A 17,884-nucleotide genomic window follows, 5' to 3' on the forward strand; every position below is an offset into this window, starting at 1 on the left:
CTTAACCTATACTGCCCTTCATCTCGAGACGGATCAGATTATTCATCTCAACCGCGTACTCAAGAGGAAGCTCTTTGCCTACATTGTCCGCGAATCCGCTGACGATCAGCGCGCGGGCATCCTCCTCGGACAGTCCTCTGCTCATCAGATAGAACACCGCGTCATCGCTGATACGGCCGATCTTTGCCTCATGTCCGATATCTGCCTGCTGTGTCCGGATATCCATTGCCGGAATCGTATCTGATCTGGACTCGGCATCAAGCATCAGAGACTGGCAGGACACCGATGACTTACTGTTCTTCGCCTGACTGTTGACCACAACGGAGCTGCGGAAGGTGCTGATACCTCCGTCCTTCGAGATGGATCTGGTGCTGACATAGGAGGAAGTATCCGGTGCGCTGTGCACCATCTTGCATCCGGTGTCAAGATTCTGTCCCTTTCCCGCAAAGGTCACGCCTGTGAATTCCGCCCGTGCGCCTCTTCCGGCCAGAATGCTCATCGGATACAGATAGGATACGTGTGAGCCGAAGGAACCGGAAATCCATTCTACCTTTCCGCCCTCTTCAACCCGCGCACGCTTTGTGTTCAGGTTGTACATGTTCTTTGACCAGTTCTCGATCGTGGAGTAGCGAAGTGTCGAATTTCTTCCTACGTAAAGCTCGACGCAGCCCGCGTGGAGGTTTGCCACATTATACTTCGGAGCCGAGCAGCCCTCGATGAAATGCAGGTATGCATCGTCATCCACGATGATCAGCGTATGCTCAAACTGTCCCGCGCCCTTGGCGTTCAGACGGAAGTAGGACTGCAGCGGAATGTCCACATGAACCCCCTTCGGAACGTACACAAAGGATCCGCCCGACCATACGGCACCGTGAAGAGCCGCGAATTTATGATCGGTCGGAGGTACCAGCTTCATGAAATGGCTCCGGATCATATCCGCGTATTCTCCGCGGAGCGCACTTTCAATATCCGTGTAGATGACGCCCTGTGCCGCCACCTCGTCCTTTACGTTGTGATATACAAGCTCGGAATCATACTGCGCGCCCACGCCCGCAAGAGATTTTCTCTCCGCCTGCGGAATTCCGAGACGTTCAAATGTGTCCTTGATCTCATCCGGAACATCGTTCCAGTCTTTTGCCATACGCTTGGAATTCGGACGCACATAAGTAACAATGTTGTCCATATCCAGGCCTTCAATGGACGGTCCCCAGTCCGGAACCTGCTTTTTGTTGTAGATATCCAGAGATTTCAGACGGAACTCCCTCATCCATTCCGGATCATTTTTTTCTTTTGAAATCTCAAGGATAATATCCGGAGTCAGGCCTTCCTCGATTCGGAACTCATCTTTTTCCTCATTTCGGAAGTCGTACATACTCCGGTCTATATCCTCGACGTATGTCTTTTCCTTTGCCATATGATCTCCTTATGCCTCTCCGTTTTCTTCCTTAATGAATCGCTCAAATCCGTTCTCATTGATCTCATCTACGAGTGACGCGTCGCCGTTCTCAACGATCGTGCCGTCTACGAGGACATGTGTGGCATCCACATGAAGCGACTCCAGGATACGAGTGCTGTGTGTGATGATGATCAGCGCTCCGTCTCTGTTCTTCTGATACTCCTCAACTCCCTTGGATACGGTGCGCACGGCGTCGACATCCAGACCGGAATCGGTTTCATCAAGGATCGCAAGAGAAGGATTCAGCATGAGCAGCTGAAGAATCTCTGCCTTTTTCTTCTCGCCGCCGGAGAAGCCAACGTTCAGATCACGCTCCGCGTAGGAGTGGTCCATCTGCAGAACATCCATTGCCGCCGCAATCTTCTTGCGGAAATCCCAGAGACGGATTCTCTCGCCTGTCCGGTTCTCCAACGCGTTGCGGATAAAGTTCGAAAGAGAAATTCCGGGAACCTCAAGCGGGTTCTGGAAGGACATGAACAGGCCGTCCTTTGCTCTCTGATTCACCGGCTCATCCAGAATGCTCTTGCCGTTAAAAATAATATCGCCGCTTTTGACGATGTAGTTCGGATTGCCCATCAGCGCATTTCCGAGTGTGGATTTGCCCGCTCCGTTCGGTCCCATCAGAACGTGGGTCTCTCCCTTTCTCACCTCAAGGTTTAATCCCTTCAGGATATCCTTGTCCTCTACACTGACTGACAGGTCCTTCACCTGTAATAAAATATCTGCCATAACATCCTCCTGATATCACTGTCCGTAAAACATTCCTGCGATCTGCTTGGATCGCAAACTGTACAGGCCGCGAATTTCTTCGTGATACGCACTCGCGCGGCACGCGGCACATAGCATCGCATACCGTGTGAGTCCTCCATCTCCTCGCTTTTCGCGGTTCCTGTAAAATAAACCCTAGTAAAATGCTACACTTTTCAGTCGCTTCATTATATAACACTGTATTTTCAATTGCAAGCGGCATTCTGCAAAACCGGGAAGGATTCCTGTTGCTGTATCACATCTTCGAAAACGCAGACAGGAGCGTCGCACGCAAAACGCGCGTAAGAGACGCAAATCCCAGCGGACAGGGATCCGACACAACGGATCGTCACACGAGAAGCACAACATAAGAGACTCTGGTGCAGAACACGAAGCAATCCCCACCCAATAAAGTATGTGACGCTGTTTACCGTCTCAGAGAAGCGGCGCAACGAACCGGAGAAGCGCGCGCACAGACCGCTGCAGGATCGTCTGCGCACCCTTCCGGTATCGATCCGTCACCTCTTCGGATTCCAGCAGCATCTTCTCAAAATCCGCCTTGATCTCCCCGACAATACTGCTGCGGTGGAACAGAACCCCATCCTCGAAATGAAGATACAGGCTCCGGTAATCCAGATTGATCGTCCCGACTGTGGCCGACCGGTCATCGACGATACTCATCTTTGCGTGACAGAAGCCCGGCGTATACTCATAAATCCGCACACCTCCACGGACCAGTCCCGAATAGTAGGACCTTGTCTCCTGGTAGACCAGTTTCTTGTCCGGGATCCCCGGGGTGATGATTCTCACGTCAACCCCTCTCTTCGCGGCGCCCACCATCTCCCGCCGCATTTCGTCCGTAATAATCAGGTACGGTGTCACAAAATACGCGTAGTTCTTGGCCGACCTGAGCATATTCATGTACACCTCTTCACCGGTCGGCTCATCGTCGAGAGGGCTGTCCGCATAGGGCTGCACATAGCCGTCACTCTCGATCCCGCCGGGAATCTCCGGCAGATATTTCTTCACATCGCAATCCGGGTCGGTGTGACTGAGCAGATCCCACATTTCCAGAAAGATCAGAGAAAAACTGCGCACGGCAGCGCCCTCCAGACGAATTCCGGTATCCTTCCAGAAGCCATACGGTTTTGTTATATGAAAATATTCATTCGCCATATTGTATCCGCCGGTATAGGCAATTTTTCCGTCAATCACCATGATTTTCCTGTGATCCCTGTTGTTGATGAAGATATTGAGCAGCGGGAGCACAGGGTTAAAACGGATACAGTGAATGCCCGCCTGTTCCATTTTCCGGTTAAATTTCCGGTTCAGAAAAGCAATGCTTCCGATATCATCGTAGATCATGCGGATCTCCACGCCCTCCGCGGCTTTCTTCTTCAGAATCCGGAACACTCTTTCAAAGGCGCCCTGCTCTTCAATTGCGAAATATTCCATGAAGATATGATGCTGCGCATTCTCAAGATCCTGAAGCTGTGACTCAAAGGCTTCCGCCGCATCCGGAAAAAACTTCACCCGCGTGTTCTGGTACACCGGAAAACCACAGGTCTTCCACAGATAATTGGAGGCTCCGGCAGCTCTCTGATCCTCTTTTTCCAATGTCTCCAGCGTTTTTCGGCTCTGCTTCAGCTTCCGGAACAGCTCATGATCGATTGCCTCAAACTCACGCCGCATGCGCCGGGTGGAATTTTTTCTTCCCATGATCGCGTAAAAGACAATTCCCGCCATCGGGAAAGCCATTACAACCATCATCCAAAACATCCGATACGACGCGTTCATGTGCCGCGCAAAAATCGTAAGCGTCAGAATCATGGCGCCGAAGGTAATCGTCGTGGAAAGCCACGGCAGCCTGGCCTCCAGACTGGTGATCATTGTAAAAATCCACGCGAACTGTATAACGATCAGGATCACGAAGAAAAACACCCGCACAATACTTGTCTTTGTCCAGCTCTTCTGCTCGACTCTCATCTTCTCACTCAAAGCGCTCCTCCTGTTCTCCCTGCGGATATTTTTTATCTGTTCTTCTCCGGAATAATCTGATGCACGAAGCAGATCCCGAGTCCGGACACGGCAAGATACCGCAGATGCGGCGCCCATCCGTCCGCGATCGCAAGGTAGAGCTCGTGCTCCTCCCGGTCCCCGCTTTCTACCTCTACTGCCCCGTAGCAGATCACATGATGATCCCCGTAGCAGGGATGATTCCGCAGCTGCAGATACAGGATCCGTCCCTCCTTCGCCCATTCCATGAAAAGGCCCTTCCGATACGGAACACATGGCAGGACGGAGCATGACAGGTGATACCTTCTCAGGCAGACCCGGATATAAAGTCCCGTCAGAGCATCACTGGTTCCTCCGAAATGATGAAAAAGATCCATGTTATGATAGATCAGCGTTTTTTCACCGATTCTGCTCACCCGAAGGAAAACGTCCTCCGGCAGAAGAGACTGCCCGGAATCCTGCCAGTTCTGCCCGGAATCCGTAGATCTCCCGTTCATTCTTACAGAATTTCCCCGATTTCTTCCACATAGAGACCATTTATCCAGTGTCAGAATCAGATTTGTAATCGCCACAGGGCCGCAGTGTCTCTGATACCCCTTTCCCAGGGAAGCAAACTGCGAGGTCACGCATACACCAGAAACCGATTCCCACGGTACTGCCTTTTGCACAACGTGAAATCTCTTCTGATACACGGATTCCGCGTGACGGACCGGGTCATCAATCACCTCCGTATTTTTCTTCTTAAATCGCATATTGTCCTCACATTTCTTCAGTTTTTGTAACGAGTTACTATCTATTTTATAACTTCAGACACCTAAAAACAATCCGGCTGCGGGGGATGAGGGTTTACTGTCGCATACCTTACGTTCGCAGAATACAATTCTCACTATTTTTAGATAGTTCACTTACTTTCCGAAAATAATTAATGCGATGGCGGATATGTCATGATATACTAATGATACAGCTGAAGCCGCCATCTCGTAAGAACGCGGGCAGAGACTTCGACAGCCGCCTGCGCGGGCTTTACCCACACTACAATACTGTATAAACCCGGCTGCCGCGCTGCTTCATGCGCTGCATATAAGCAGCCCTGCAGTCATCCATGAAAGGAGTATTTCATATGGCAGTTATCTGGATTATTCTGGCGATTCTCGTTATCTGGCTGATCGCGGCGAACATTCGGATTGTTCCGCAGGCAGAGGCATACGTCATTGAACACCTCGGAAAGTTCAAGACAATCTGGAATGCGGGTCTTCATCTGAAAATGCCTATCGTTGAAAAAATCGCCAAAAAAGTATCCCTGAAGGAACAGGTACTGGACTTTCCGCCGCAGCCAGTCATTACCAAGGACAACGTCACCATGATGATCGACTCGGTTGTCTTCTGTTATGTATTTGATCCGAAGCTATATACCTACGGAATTGAAAATCCGATCTCCGGTCTGCAGAACCTCTCCGCAACGACGCTGCGGAACATCATCGGCGACATGGAACTGGATCAGACGCTCACCTCCCGCGAGACGATCAACGGAAGAATGCAGGCAATTCTCGACGAGGCGACCGATCCCTGGGGCATCAAGGTCACCCGCGTGGAAATCAAGAATATCCAGCCCCCGAAGGAGATCGAAGAGGTCATGACGAAGCAGATGAGGGCAGAACGCGAGCGCCGTCAGACTGTTCTGGAGGCACAGGCGCATCAGGAAGCCGTTGTAAGCCGGGCAGAGGGCGACAAGAAGGCGAAGATTCTGGCCGCTGAAGCGGAACGTGACGCTCAGATCGCTCTGGCCGAGGGGCGCGCAAAATCCATCAAGCTCGTCTATGAGGCGGAGGCTGCAGGTATCAGCGATCTGAACAGGGCAGGCATCAGTGAGAGTGTCCTGAAGCTGAAGGGAATCGAAGCCCTCAAGGACGTCTCCGACGGCAGAGCCACCAAGATCTACATGCCTTCTGACATTGCGAATGTCATCTCCTCTCTCGGCGTAGCCGGGGAGGCACTGGGAATCGGTGATGCGACACCCATCAACCGCAACGCGAAACCGAAGCCGCCAGTTCCGAAGGATCCCTGCATCACGAACGAGACCGGACGGGGCGGACGGGAAGCGGCAGCCGCTTCCGCCGCGATCAATTCTTCTGTTGTCTCTGAAGATCAGCGCTCTGACAACACTGAAATATAACGCACCGCCAACGAGATAAAACACGCTGCGCGAGTTTTATCTCGCTATCGCGACGCTCGCCGCACACGAATACTTCGCATTCGGCTGCGGCTCACTGTTCGCGTAAATAAAAGACCGCCACACCAACTGCAATACAGCCGGTGTGGCGGTCTCTCATATCTGCATCAGAAAATCACTTGTTATTCTTTTCGTGCGCAAGCTCGTCATTCAGAATATCCAGCATATCATACACATCCAGTCCGTGGGTCATGCATGCCTCTTCAAGTGTCTCCATTTCAGAGACACCGCAGCCGATGCAGTGAAGACCGCAGCTGAGCATTACCGGCACCAGAGAAGGATATGCCTGCACAATATCGCCGACAATCATATCCGCGCGGATCAGCTGATCAGAACCTCCAAGCATGGAGTCAATATCCTGCTGAACGGTGCCGATTCCGGAAATGCCGAAATACTTCACCAGCACGTTTGCGACATTCGGGGAAAGGAACGCGGGCAGCGTCGGTCCCAGATGAATGTGCTTGACATCCAGGTAAAGGAGAGCAAGCAGTACGATTACCGCCTTCTGCTCATACCATGCGATGTTGTAGACAATCGGAAGCTGATTCAGATTGTCGTATCCGAACACCTCTTTCAGCTTGAGCGCAATCTGAACCAAGGAGTACGAATCGTTGCACTGTCCAGCATCCAGTACCCTCGGGATCCCGTTGATCTCTCCGAGATCAAGCTTGTTGTATCTGTACTTCGCGCAGCCCGCTGTCAGAATCACCGTATCCTTCGGCAGCGCCTTCGCGAAATCCGTATAGTAGCTTCTGGTCTTCGCGCGGCCGTCGCAGCCGGCCATCACGATAAACTTCTGGATCGCTCCGCTCTTTACCGCGTCCACCACCTTGTCCGCAAGCGCAAATACCTGATTATGCGCGAAGCCTCCGACAATCTCTCCGGTTTCGATCTCCGTCGGTGAAGGCAGTTTCTTAGCCATCTCGATGATCGCGGAAAAATCCTTGTGTCCATTCTCATCCGCGTCGATGTGAACACAGCCCGGATAGCCGGCATTGCCGGTTGTGAACAGACGATCCTTGTAAGAATCCTTCGGCGGAACCAGGCAGTTCGTGGTCAGAAGAACCGGACCGTTGAAGCTCTCGAACTCTTCCTTCTGCTTCCACCACGCGTTTCCGTAGTTGCCGGCAAAATTCTCATATTTCTTGAACGCCGGGTAGTAATGCGCCGGAAGCATTTCGCCGTGTGTGTATACGTCCACGCCGGTTCCCTGCGTCTGCTCCAGAAGCATCTCCAGATCTTTCAGATCATGACCGGAAATCAGAATCGCCGGGTTGCTGCGAACGCCGATATTCACCTTTGTAATCTCCGGATTGCCGTATGTCTCCGTGTTGGCGCGGTCCAGCAGATCCATGCCGCGAACGCCATAGCGTCCGGTCTCCATCACAAGTGCGAGAAGGGTTCCACCGGTGAGCGTATCATCCATGGTCTGTGCCAGCGCCCTCTGTATGAACATATCGATCTCGGTATCTTCCTTTCCAAGTGCGTTCGCGTGACTCACATAAGCGGCAAGTCCCTTCACTCCGTAGGTAATCAGTTCGCGGAAGCTGCGGATATCCTCATCCTTTGTGGCAAGAACTCCGACACCCGCGGCCTTTGCCGCAAATTCCTCGCGAGACCCTCTCCACAGAGAAGCCTCCGGCAGAGCATCCTTCTTGCTCACCTTTGCCAGAAGCTCATCTTCCTTCCTCAGCGTTGCTTCAATTCTGGAGATGATGTCCTCCTTGTCAAAATCCGCATTCGTGATCGTTGCGAAAAGATTGGCCGTCACCATGTGGTTCACATCCGCCGTGATCTCTGCCTTCTCTCTGCGAAGCTGTGTGGCAATTGCAGACAGTCCCTTCGTCACATAGATCAGCAGATCCTGCATCGCAGCAAGATCCGGCTTCTTACCGCACATTCCTACTCTTGTACAGCCCGTGCCGCCCATCGTCTCCTGGCACTGATAACAGAACATCGCGTTATTTTTATCCATCATTATACCTCCTGGGATTAACTTCAACATTAGAATGAGTTCAGTATAACAGAAAAATACAATTTTGCCGTAACAAATCTTACAAAATTTAATTTCTTTCCTGTTTCCGGCTGCACTTCACGCTGATACCGTCCATACAAAGCCCGATCCCATATACCCTGTCTCGTAAAATACCGGTCATCATTCACAGAGATACCGTCCACCCGCAGCTGACACGGACGGTTGGAAGTTGTATTGCGGCGCGGACAGTGGTACAATTAAATTATATAATTATGTAGCAGAAGCTGGAAAAGAAAAGCCTGTAAAGCAGAGGATGAGCGTCAAATTGAAAAAGAATCCCTTATATAAAAGCTTCGGATATGCCTTCCAGGGCATCTGGGCCTGCATCCGCAGAGAGCGCAACATCAAGATTCATCTGGGTTTTATGACGCTTGTCATCATTGCCGGCTGCGTCCTGCACATCAGCATGACTGAATGGATGATCTGCATGATTCTCTTCGCGCAGGTGCTGAGCCTGGAAATTGTCAATACCGCCATCGAAGCCTGTATCGATCTGGTATCCCCGGAGAGACAGCCGCTGGCAAAGCTTGCAAAGGATGCTGCAGCCGGAGCGGTTCTGATATCGGCGATTTTTGCCGCAATCATCGGGCTCCTCATTTTTGTCCCGAAGGTATTTTGATCCTGCGGGTCTGAAAGTCGGAAGCAGCCCAAACCAATATCGTATTTACTCCTCATGAAATTCGGGAATAATATATACACCAATCTTCAACCCTATGAGTGCAGAAAAGGAGGAATCATTATGAGTGACGATTTAAAACTGACGGATACCTTCCGTAAAATCTTTCTCGCGGGTGTGGGAGCTGTAGCTCTCGGCGCGGAGAAATCAAAGGCGGCCATCGACAGCCTCGTCGAAAAGGGAGAGCTTACCGTTGAGCAGGGGAAAGTTCTGAATCAGGAGCTCAAGCACAAGGTAGATGACGCCGTAGCTGATGCAATGGCAAAGGCGAAGGAGAAGACCGCGGCGAAAGCCGATTCCGAGAAACCGTCAGCCGCTCCCAACGGAGACGACTTCTCCGAAATGCTCAACAGCCTGACTCCTGAACAGCTTGCCGCTCTGAAGGAGCAGCTTGCCGCGAAGGATACCTCTGCAGACAAGACCTCTGCAGAAAAAAGCGCTGCAGCCGAAACCCCGGACGACTGAGCCTGCCATCCGGACAGCCTGAATTCCTTGTCCGACCCGCCCCACAGCACGGAGCATTCTGCGGTCTCACCGGCCTCAGCGTTCCGCCTGCGGGGCTCATTTACTGTATAAGTCCAGTCGCAATGTTCTTGGCCCACGGGGAGCTTGCTCACCAGTGGGCAAGAACATTAGCGACGACAACAGGTATGAGCATGGAGCGGTGCGAAGCAACGCGGGAATGCGAATACCTGTTAGCGGCACGGAAGCTGCGAAGCAGCGAAGTGACGCGGGGACTTATACAGTATGTGGCACGCCTTATCGTATGAGGTTTACTGAAAAGTCCAGTCGCAATGTTCTTGGCCCACGGGGAGCTTGCTCACCAGTGGGCAAGAACATTAGCGACGACAACAGGTATGAGCACGAAGTGACGCGTAAGCGGCCAATACTGCCGGCTTTCCTCCTCCGTCACGGCATGCTGATACACCTGTGGTGTCCCTGCGGACCACAGATCTTTACAGAGAATGTGAGAATTTGTCATGAATCATGCAGAAGAGAAAGCGAACAACAATCCTGCTGTTCCCGAAAATCCAGAAAAAAAGCCGGACAGTTCCTCCCGTCTGAAGGAGATCACGCAGATTCTCCTCGAAAATAAGGTCTTCCGCGGCGTCACCCCGGAGAAGCTTCGAATTGTCATCGAGGAACTTGGCCCTACCTATATCAAGCTCGGACAGATTATGTCCCTTCACTCCGATATTCTGCCCAAGGAATACTGCACAGAGCTGATGAAGCTCAATTCTGAAGTGACGCCCATGCCCTTCTCCGACGTCATCTCCGTCATCGAGACCTCCTACGGCGACAGATGGTCCGAGATCTTCGAGAGCATCGACCCTGTCTCTCTTGGCTCCGCGTCCATCGCCCAGGTACACCGCGCGCGTCTGAAAACCGGTGAGAACGTTATCATCAAGGTGCAGCGGAAGGGCATATACGACACCATGTCCCGGGATATCCGGCTTCTCCACCGGGCAGTAAGATTACTGCCTTCCATCGGCGGGCTTAAAAATGTCGTGGATCTCAGTCAGGTTCTCGATGAACTGTGGTCGGTTGCACAGGAGGAAATGAACTTCCTGAAAGAGGCAGACAACATGGAAGAGTTTGCCCGATGCAACAGTGATGTCGCATTCGTCGGCGTACCGACGCTATACCGCAGGTACACAACCTCACAGGTTCTCGTCATGGAATACATTGACGGATTTTCCATCACGGGTACAGAAGCCCTTCAGAAAAACGGCTATGATCTTCACGAAATCGGAGCGAAGCTGGTCGACAACTACATCAAGCAGGTCATTAACGACGGGTTCTTCCATGCGGACCCGCACCCGGGGAATCTGCGAATCAGGGATGGAAAGATCATCTGGATCGACATGGGAATGATGGGACGCCTCAATGAGCGAGAACGCGGTCTGCTCACAGAGGCAGTGAAAGGAATTGCCGATCATGACGTGTCACGCGTGGAGAACGCGGTACTGTCGCTGGCGGATTTCCGAAAGGGAAAGCCCGACAGAGAACAGCTGTACCAGGATCTGCGTGATATCCTTCAGCGCTACGGCGACACGGACATCGCCGGAATAGACATTGCAGATTTCTTCATGGATGTCATGGACGCCATGAAGAAAAACAGAATTACTATGCCGCACGGTCTCACTATGCTGGCAAGAGGGCTGACCCATATGGAAGGTGACCTTGCAGAGATCAGTCCGGACATCAATATGGCAGAAATTGCCTCTCAGCGAATCCAGGCCTCCTATCTGAAAAGCTTTGACTGGAAGGAGGCTCTCAGTCACAGCGGGCAGGACCTTTTCCACGCCGCCAGAGACTCCGCAAAGCTTCCCTCGCTGATGAGCCGCATCATGAAAGAATATCTGAACGGACAGAGCCGTGTCAACCTGGAGCTGAAAACCTCGAAAAATCTTGCCTGGCTTCTGCGGAAGCTCGTCCAGAACATCGTCATCGGCATGTGGGTGGTCGCGCTACTGATCTCATCCAGCATTCTCTGTCTCACGGATATGCACCCGAAGATTCTTGGAATGCCGCTTCTCGGTTTTCTCGGTTATTCCGCTGCGGGCGTCATCGTACTCTTTCTCGTGATCCGGCACTTCGCGACAAAGCCAAAATAACACCGGATAATTCAGCGCACCGTGATCAGAGTGCCTTCTTTTTCTCCTCTGCGAGAAGCTTCATCTCTCTTGCGTTATCCCGCACCGCGCGGGTGATCTCTGCTCCTCCCAGGATGCGTGCCAGCTCCTCCACAGACTCCTCGCTGTTGAGTTCACGGATCCTGGAGATCGTGGACGCATTCTCCACACTTTTGGCGATCTCGAAATGATGGTCCGCCATTGCCGCAATCTGCGCCAGGTGTGTGATGCAGATCACCTGATGATTTCTTCCGATCCTTGCCATCTTCTCCGACACCTTCTGTGCCGTCCTTCCGCTGATTCCGGTGTCAATCTCATCGAAGATCAAAGTCTCTGTGTCGTCCTTGTCCGCCAGAAGCGTCTTGATCGCCAGCATTATTCTTGAAAGCTCACCTCCGGAAACAACAGATGCCAGCGGCTTAACCGGTTCACCCGGATTGGTCGAGATCAGGAATTCTACTGCGTCATATCCTTTTCTGCTGTAGCTGGCGGTCCTGGAAAAACGGATCTCAAATTCTACCGAGAGGAAATTCAGCTCCTTCAGTCCATCCCGGATTCCGGCGGAGAGATCCGCAGCTGCCTTCCGCCTCTCATCGGATAGTGCCCGGCAGTCCTGTTCCAGATTCTTTTGCAGCTCTTCCTTCTTTTTTAAAAGTTCCTGCTTCTGCCGGTCGAAATTTTCCATTTTTTCCAGCTTTTTCTTCTGCTGTTCCTGATATTCCAAAACGTCCGCCGTCGTTTTTCCGTACTTCGCCTTCAGACCGTTAATCAGATCCAGCCTTTTCTCTGTTTCGAAGAACTCCTCCTCGGAAAAGGTAAACTCCGACAGATAATCCGATATCTCCCGGTTAAAATCATTCAGCAGATTATCAATGTCCCCGATGCTCGCGGCAAATCCCGAGAGCGCCTCGTCATATCCGGCCACCTGCGACAGCTCCCGTACCGCACGTCCGGTCATGTCTCCGGCGCCATCCTCATACCCGGTCAGACGGTGTACCTCGCCCAATGACTCCGCGATCTTCTTGCTGTTCGACATCAGCCGGTATTTTTTCTCAAGCTCCTCTTCCTCGCCGGGAACCAGAGCGGCATCCTCAATCTCGCTGATCTCATACTTCAGAAAAGAAAGCTCACGTTCTCTCTCTTTCTCATCAATCTCATACTCCTTCAGCTCCTCGCATACCGCGCGCCACGCCTGATACGAGTCCTCCACCCGTTCGAGAGGCAGGGCAAGAATATCCTGCCCGTACTCATCCAGAATTTCCAGCTGGTTGTCCGGGTACAGAAGCTTCTGATGCTCATGCTGCCCGTGAATGTCCAGAAGAAGGCTGGAAATCTTCCGGATCCTCGCAGCGGTTGTTACTTCTCCGTTCAGGCGGCAGATACTTCTGCCGTCCGTGATTTTCCGTGTAATGATCAGCTGCCCCTCTTCGGTATCAACATCCATATCCTGAAGGCGCTGCAGAATCGTCGGATTCTCAATCTGAAAAACGAGCTCCACAAGACAGGCTCCCGTCCCCTTGCGCAGCATTTCCTTCTGCATCTTGTGGCCGAGTGCCAGATTAATGGAACCGATCAGGATGGATTTTCCGGCTCCCGTCTCGCCGGTAAGAATATTCAGACCCGGGCCGAAGGCAACCTCCGCCTCATCGATCAGAGCCAGATTCCTGACATGAAGCTCTGCAAGCATTCTCTTCTTCCTCCTGTTTACTGCTGAGGTCACGGAAAAATTTTTCCGTCGAGACTCAGAATTTTTCCAGTAACTTCTGAAACTTGTCTTTCACACGCATGGCTTCGTCAACGCTCCTCGTGGCACAGAAAATGGTATTGTCTCCCGCGATACATCCGACGATTTCCTCCCAGCTCATCTCGTCTATGACGGCCGCTGCTGCCATAGCCATTCCGGAGCCCGTGTGAACCACCAGCAGGTTTCCCGCCACGTCGATCGCCGTAACCGCATCCCGAAGCATACGCACGTATCGCCCGGCGGTATCCTTCGCCTGATTCTGGAGAAGCGTATACCGCAGATGGCCATTTTCTCCGGCAACCTTCGTGAGCTTCATATCCCGGATATCTCTCGAGACGGTTGCCTGCGTCACATCGAATCCGTTCTCCTGCAGCCTTCTGGCGAGTTCCTCCTGTGTATCGATCTCATATTCATGGATCAGTCTTAATATCTCCGTCTGTCTCTCAAGCTTCACCTGAATCCTCCATCCGTAAAACGTTTACGGCGCCAGCGCGCCGCCCGTTCGTACAGCTTCCGTTCTTCTCCTCTCCGCGCCCGAAGCTGCCCGCTCCGGCGCGCATCCGCACGCTTTGTGCCGTTTCCGCAGTTTTTCATCCTCAGATGTTACTCATTTTCCGTCTCAGTGTTCCGAGAAAGCTGTCGTTATGTATCTTCGTAATCTTCACATCCCTGTCGGCACGGACGATCACGACGCTGTCTCCGGTAACCATCGGTGCCTTTCGGTCGCCGTCGAAGTAAGCCATCGCATGCTCGATGGTATTGTCCCGTCCAGGTCCGAGCCTTACCGTGATTCTGTTTTCTTCCGGAAGAATAATGCTTCTGGTGTTCAGGGTATGTGCGGCAATCGGAGTCATCAGAAACAGATGAGCCTCCGGCGAAATCAGCGGGCCGCCCACAGACAGGCTGTACCCGGTTGATCCGGTCGGTGTGGAAATGATCATGCCGTCTGCGCGATAGGAATTCAGAAATGCGTCGTTCACATAATTTGTTATTGAAATCACATGCATGGAATTCTCCCGCCCGATCACGATGTCATTCAATGCACTTTCTTCACTGATCACTTTTCCCTCATGATAGACTCTTCCTCGCAGCATCATGCGGGACTCGATCTGATATCTGCCCTCCAGCAGAGCATCCAGGGCCGGGAAAATGGAATTCCGGTCTATTTCCGTCAGGTACCCCAGCGTTCCCAGATTCACCCCGAGGAGCGGAATCTGTCTGTCCACCACGTCGTCCGCAGCCCGGATCAGAGTTCCGTCACCCCCGAGCACGATGATTCCGTCGGTATCCTCCGGAATATCCTCCGGCTCTGTGCTGCGGCGCCCATCCTCCGGAGCTGCGCTGTCAATGTGAACCGCAGCCCTTCCTCCCCGGTTCTCTATATATCTCACAATCGAATCCGTAATACTCCGATCCGGATCCTTGGCAAGGTTCGTGATGATAAAAAAATTCTTCATAGCTGTCATGCGTATCATTTCTCCGCTTTCCTGTCAAGGGCGCTGTGCGCGGCCTCTACGGTCTCACGAATCATATCCTCCGTAATCCGGCTGCTGCCGCTTCCATCGGAATATTTTCTCAGGTATATCAGATATTCGATATTTCCCTCCGGGCCCTTGATCGGGGAATAATCAATCTTCTCCGGCCAGAGCGCAATGCCGGAGGCAAAGGAAACAATCATCCGGATCACCTCCTCGTGCACCGCAGGATCGCGGACGACGCCCTTTTTCCCGACCTTTTCACGTCCCGCCTCAAACTGCGGCTTGATCAGGCACGCAAGCTCTCCCTCCGGCTCCATCAGCGCCTTTACAGCCGGAAGAACCTTGGTCAGCGAAATAAAGGAAACATCCACGGAAACGAACGAAGGCCGCTCCCGGATATCATCCGCCGTCACATAGCGGATGTTTGTCTTCTCCATGACAACGACCCTCGGGTCCTCACGAAGCTTCCAGTCCAGTTGTCCCCGTCCCACATCAACAGAATACACCTTGACCGCTCCGTTCTGAAGCATACAGTCCGTAAAACCTCCGGTGGACGCGCCTACATCCATGCAGACTCTTCCTGAAAGATCCAGTGCAAAGCTCTTCACTGCCTTGTCCAGCTTCAGTCCGCCACGGCTCACGAACGGAAAAAGATCCCGTCCCTTCAGCGTGATCTCCGCTGTCTCCGCAAACGTCATTCCGGCCTTGTCCTCCCTCTGCCCGTCCACAAAGATCTCACCAGCCATGATCAGCACCTTTGCCTTTTCCCGCGAGGGAGCAAGTCCCCTCTCTGTCACCAGTATATCCAGGCGTTTCTTCGCCACGCTTCTTCCTCCCCTCGTCTCCGGTTTCTCCGCTGCCCGATGGCAACAGGACCACAAAGGCCATACCTTACGAACAATAACCAGACTCATACAACTTGCGCGCTGTGCAGCTATTGGGCCGCATAAGCCTCACCTTGCGAACAGTAACCAGCCCGTCCCTTACAGGATTTCACAGATTCTCTGATAGACCGTCTCCGCATCGATGCCGGCCGTCCGCAGCTGCGAATCTCTGCCGGCGTGATGAATGTAAGTATCCGGAATGGCAATGATCTCTACATGCACCGGTTTTTCCTCCGGCAGACTCTTCATCTCGTCGAGGACCTGCTCCCCGAATCCTCCGCATCTGACATTTTCTTCCATCGTCACGAAGAGATCATGGTCACAGGCAAGTTCCCGCAGAAGCTCCCGGTCAAGCGGTTTTACAAAGCGCATATTTACAACCGTCGGGTTCCATCCATCCGCCTCAAGATGCTGCGCAACCGCCACAGCCTCGGCCACCATGGATCCAACGGCGAGAAGCGCGATTTTCTTTCCCTTCCGCAGAACCTCTCCCTTTCCCAGAACAATCTCCTCACGGCATTCCATAAGGCCGCTGTACGCTGCTCCCTTCGGATACCGGATGGCAACCGGTCCATGAAAGGCCACGGCGAACTTCATCATATCGGAAAGCTCCCACTTGTTCTTTGGAGCCATCACGGTCATCCCCGGAAGCATGGTCAGATAGGACAGATCGAATACTCCCTGATGTGTTTTTCCATCCGCACCGACGAGTCCGCCTCTGTCGATCGCAAAAACCACATGCAGGTTCTGCATGCAGACATCATTCATAATCTGGTCAAATCCTCTCTGAAGAAAGGAGGAGTAAACCGCAAAAACGGGAATGAGTCCTCCGAGAGCCAGGCCCGCAGAAAACGTGACCCCATGCTCCTCGGCGATTCCCACATCGAAGAACCGGTCTGGAAAACGATTTGCAAAGCGTTTCAGCCCTGTTCCCTCCTTCATCGCCGCGGTGACCGCCACGACATCCGGATTCCGCTCTCCCATCTTGACCATAACCGTGGAAAAAATATCCGTCCAGGTTACGGCCCCTCTGCTCTCCGGGATTCCGGTCGCTACGTCAAACGCGCCGGTCCCGTGAAATCTGGACGGATGCCGGACAGCCGGAGCGTAGCCATGCCCCTTCTCGGTCTTCACATGCACGATCACCGGACCGTTAATCCGCTTTGCGTCCTCAAAGAGACGAATCATCGCGGATATATTATGACCGTCCACCGGTCCGAGATAAGTAAGTCCCATATTCTCAAAAAGCATTCCCGGAATGACAAGCTGCTTGATGCTGTTCTTCGTCTTCCGGATCCGCTCGATCACTTCATCTCCGCCATGAAGCTTCTCAAGCTTTCCGGCCACCTGTTCCTTCAGATCCGTGTACGCGTGAGACGTTCGGAGCGTCGCGAGATAATCATGCATTCCTCCCACATTTCCGGAAATCGACATGTTGTTGTCATTCAGAACAATAATAAAATTCGTCTTCAGCTGCGCGGCATTGTCAAGCGCCTCATAGGCCATGCCGCCGGTCAGCGCCCCGTCACCGATCACAGATACAACCGTGTACTGCTGTCTTCGCAGATCCCTCGCCCTGGCGTAGCCGAGCGCGGCGGAAATGGAATTCGAGCTGTGTCCCGCGTCCCACGAATCACAGCTGCTCTCCTCCCGTCTCGGAAAACCGGAAAGTCCGCCCTCCTGCCGAAGCGTTGAAAAACGATCCATGCGCCCGGTCAGAATCTTGTGCGTATAAGACTGATGTCCCACATCCCACAGAATTTTATCCTTCGGAAGATTCAGCACATAATGAAGCGCAATCGTCAGCTCAACCGCTCCCAGATTCGACGCAAGATGTCCGCCGGTTCTGCTGACGGACGAAATCATGAACTGACGGATTTCATCCGCCAGCTCCGGGAGCCGGTTCGCCGGAATTTTCTTCACATCATTCGGTTTCTTGATTTTTTCCAGCATAGCCATCCCCCCTCTATATCTCTTCCCGT

At 52.7% G+C, this 17,884-nt stretch carries 14 protein-coding genes; 4 read left to right on the forward strand and 10 right to left on the reverse strand.

Going from position 1 to position 17,884, the window contains the following annotated elements:
* Position 1: 1 nt before the first annotated feature.
* From sufB to ACTQZS_RS00475, 4 genes are all read right to left on the reverse strand, one after another.
* The gene (gene sufB, locus ACTQZS_RS00460; protein WP_441474079.1) at positions 2-1,414 is read right to left on the reverse strand and encodes a Fe-S cluster assembly protein SufB; all 1,413 of its coding nucleotides are present in this window, start codon (positions 1,412-1,414) and stop codon (positions 2-4) included.
* Positions 1,415-1,423: 9 nt separating this feature from the next.
* Entirely contained in the window at positions 1,424-2,185 is a 762-nt protein-coding gene (sufC, locus tag ACTQZS_RS00465; protein WP_441474080.1) for a Fe-S cluster assembly ATPase SufC, read from the reverse strand.
* 453 nt (positions 2,186-2,638) lie between these two features.
* A complete protein-coding gene (gene cls, locus ACTQZS_RS00470) occupies positions 2,639-4,201 on the reverse strand; it encodes a cardiolipin synthase (protein WP_441474081.1) in 1,563 nt (520 codons plus the stop codon).
* 32 nt (positions 4,202-4,233) lie between these two features.
* Positions 4,234-4,971, reverse strand: a complete 738-nt coding sequence (locus tag ACTQZS_RS00475; protein WP_441474082.1) for a hypothetical protein — start codon at positions 4,969-4,971, stop codon at positions 4,234-4,236.
* Positions 4,972-5,339: 368 nt separating this feature from the next.
* On the opposite strand from ACTQZS_RS00475, the gene ACTQZS_RS00480 reads away from it, so the two are divergent.
* Positions 5,340-6,392 carry an SPFH domain-containing protein gene (locus ACTQZS_RS00480; protein WP_441474083.1) on the forward strand — a complete coding sequence of 351 codons (1,053 nt, stop codon included), beginning with the start codon at positions 5,340-5,342 and terminating at the stop codon, positions 6,390-6,392.
* A gap of 172 nt (positions 6,393-6,564) precedes the next feature.
* Here ACTQZS_RS00480 and hcp read toward each other — a convergent pair whose 3' ends face one another.
* A complete protein-coding gene (gene hcp, locus ACTQZS_RS00485) occupies positions 6,565-8,427 on the reverse strand; it encodes a hydroxylamine reductase (RefSeq protein WP_441474084.1) in 1,863 nt (620 codons plus the stop codon).
* A 310-nt stretch (positions 8,428-8,737) separates the two neighbouring features.
* Here hcp and ACTQZS_RS00490 point away from each other — a divergent pair, with 310 nt between their 5' ends.
* The 3 genes from ACTQZS_RS00490 (at position 8,738) to ACTQZS_RS00500 (ending at position 11,778) form a co-directional block, all read left to right on the forward strand.
* Complete coding sequence (locus ACTQZS_RS00490) at positions 8,738-9,103, forward strand: diacylglycerol kinase family protein (RefSeq protein WP_441474085.1); 366 nt, start codon at positions 8,738-8,740, stop codon at positions 9,101-9,103.
* Positions 9,104-9,223: 120 nt separating this feature from the next.
* Positions 9,224-9,625 (forward strand): phasin family protein, encoded by a 402-nt coding sequence (locus ACTQZS_RS00495; RefSeq protein ID WP_441474086.1) that lies wholly within the window; start codon positions 9,224-9,226, stop codon positions 9,623-9,625.
* 515 nt (positions 9,626-10,140) lie between these two features.
* On the forward strand, positions 10,141-11,778 hold the full coding sequence (locus ACTQZS_RS00500) for an ABC1 kinase family protein (RefSeq protein WP_441474087.1): 1,638 nt from the start codon (positions 10,141-10,143) through the stop codon (positions 11,776-11,778).
* Between the two features lie 25 nt (positions 11,779-11,803).
* Here ACTQZS_RS00500 and recN read toward each other — a convergent pair whose 3' ends face one another.
* From recN to dxs, 5 genes are all read right to left on the reverse strand, one after another.
* Positions 11,804-13,483: a DNA repair protein RecN gene (gene recN / locus ACTQZS_RS00505; protein ID WP_441474088.1), complete on the reverse strand. Its 1,680-nt coding sequence runs from the start codon at positions 13,481-13,483 to the stop codon at positions 11,804-11,806.
* 55 nt (positions 13,484-13,538) lie between these two features.
* Positions 13,539-13,994: an arginine repressor gene (gene argR, locus ACTQZS_RS00510; protein WP_441474089.1), complete on the reverse strand. Its 456-nt coding sequence runs from the start codon at positions 13,992-13,994 to the stop codon at positions 13,539-13,541.
* 142 nt (positions 13,995-14,136) lie between these two features.
* Positions 14,137-15,006, reverse strand: coding sequence for an NAD(+)/NADH kinase (locus ACTQZS_RS00515; protein ID WP_441474090.1), 870 nt, complete (start codon positions 15,004-15,006; stop codon positions 14,137-14,139).
* 5 nt (positions 15,007-15,011) lie between these two features.
* A complete protein-coding gene (locus ACTQZS_RS00520; protein ID WP_441474091.1) occupies positions 15,012-15,842 on the reverse strand; it encodes a TlyA family RNA methyltransferase in 831 nt (276 codons plus the stop codon).
* Between the two features lie 159 nt (positions 15,843-16,001).
* A complete protein-coding gene (dxs, locus tag ACTQZS_RS00525) occupies positions 16,002-17,855 on the reverse strand; it encodes a 1-deoxy-D-xylulose-5-phosphate synthase (RefSeq protein WP_441474092.1) in 1,854 nt (617 codons plus the stop codon).
* Between the last annotated feature and the right edge of the window lie 29 nt (positions 17,856-17,884).

It is taken from the genome of Bilifractor sp. LCP19S3_H10 (assembly GCF_052119185.1).
Classification (GTDB): Bacteria; Bacillota; Clostridia; order Lachnospirales; family Lachnospiraceae; genus Bilifractor.

What these genes read in the sequence shown, in the direction of transcription:
- recN (WP_441474088.1), bottom strand. Translation starts at nt 13,483, where the DNA reads ATGCTTGCAGAGCTTCATGTCAGGAATCTGGCTCTGATCGATGAGGCG.
- ACTQZS_RS00500 (WP_441474087.1), top strand. Translation starts at nt 10,141, where the DNA reads ATGAATCATGCAGAAGAGAAAGCGAACAACAATCCTGCTGTTCCCGAA.
- ACTQZS_RS00495 (WP_441474086.1), top strand. Translation starts at nt 9,224, where the DNA reads ATGAGTGACGATTTAAAACTGACGGATACCTTCCGTAAAATCTTTCTC.
- sufC (WP_441474080.1), bottom strand. Translation starts at nt 2,185, where the DNA reads ATGGCAGATATTTTATTACAGGTGAAGGACCTGTCAGTCAGTGTAGAG.
- ACTQZS_RS00490 (WP_441474085.1), top strand. Translation starts at nt 8,738, where the DNA reads ATGAGCGTCAAATTGAAAAAGAATCCCTTATATAAAAGCTTCGGATAT.
- ACTQZS_RS00515 (WP_441474090.1), bottom strand. Translation starts at nt 15,006, where the DNA reads ATGACAGCTATGAAGAATTTTTTTATCATCACGAACCTTGCCAAGGAT.
- ACTQZS_RS00475 (WP_441474082.1), bottom strand. Translation starts at nt 4,971, where the DNA reads ATGCGATTTAAGAAGAAAAATACGGAGGTGATTGATGACCCGGTCCGT.
- sufB (WP_441474079.1), bottom strand. Translation starts at nt 1,414, where the DNA reads ATGGCAAAGGAAAAGACATACGTCGAGGATATAGACCGGAGTATGTAC.
- dxs (WP_441474092.1), bottom strand. Translation starts at nt 17,855, where the DNA reads ATGCTGGAAAAAATCAAGAAACCGAATGATGTGAAGAAAATTCCGGCG.
- ACTQZS_RS00480 (WP_441474083.1), top strand. Translation starts at nt 5,340, where the DNA reads ATGGCAGTTATCTGGATTATTCTGGCGATTCTCGTTATCTGGCTGATC.
- hcp (WP_441474084.1), bottom strand. Translation starts at nt 8,427, where the DNA reads ATGATGGATAAAAATAACGCGATGTTCTGTTATCAGTGCCAGGAGACG.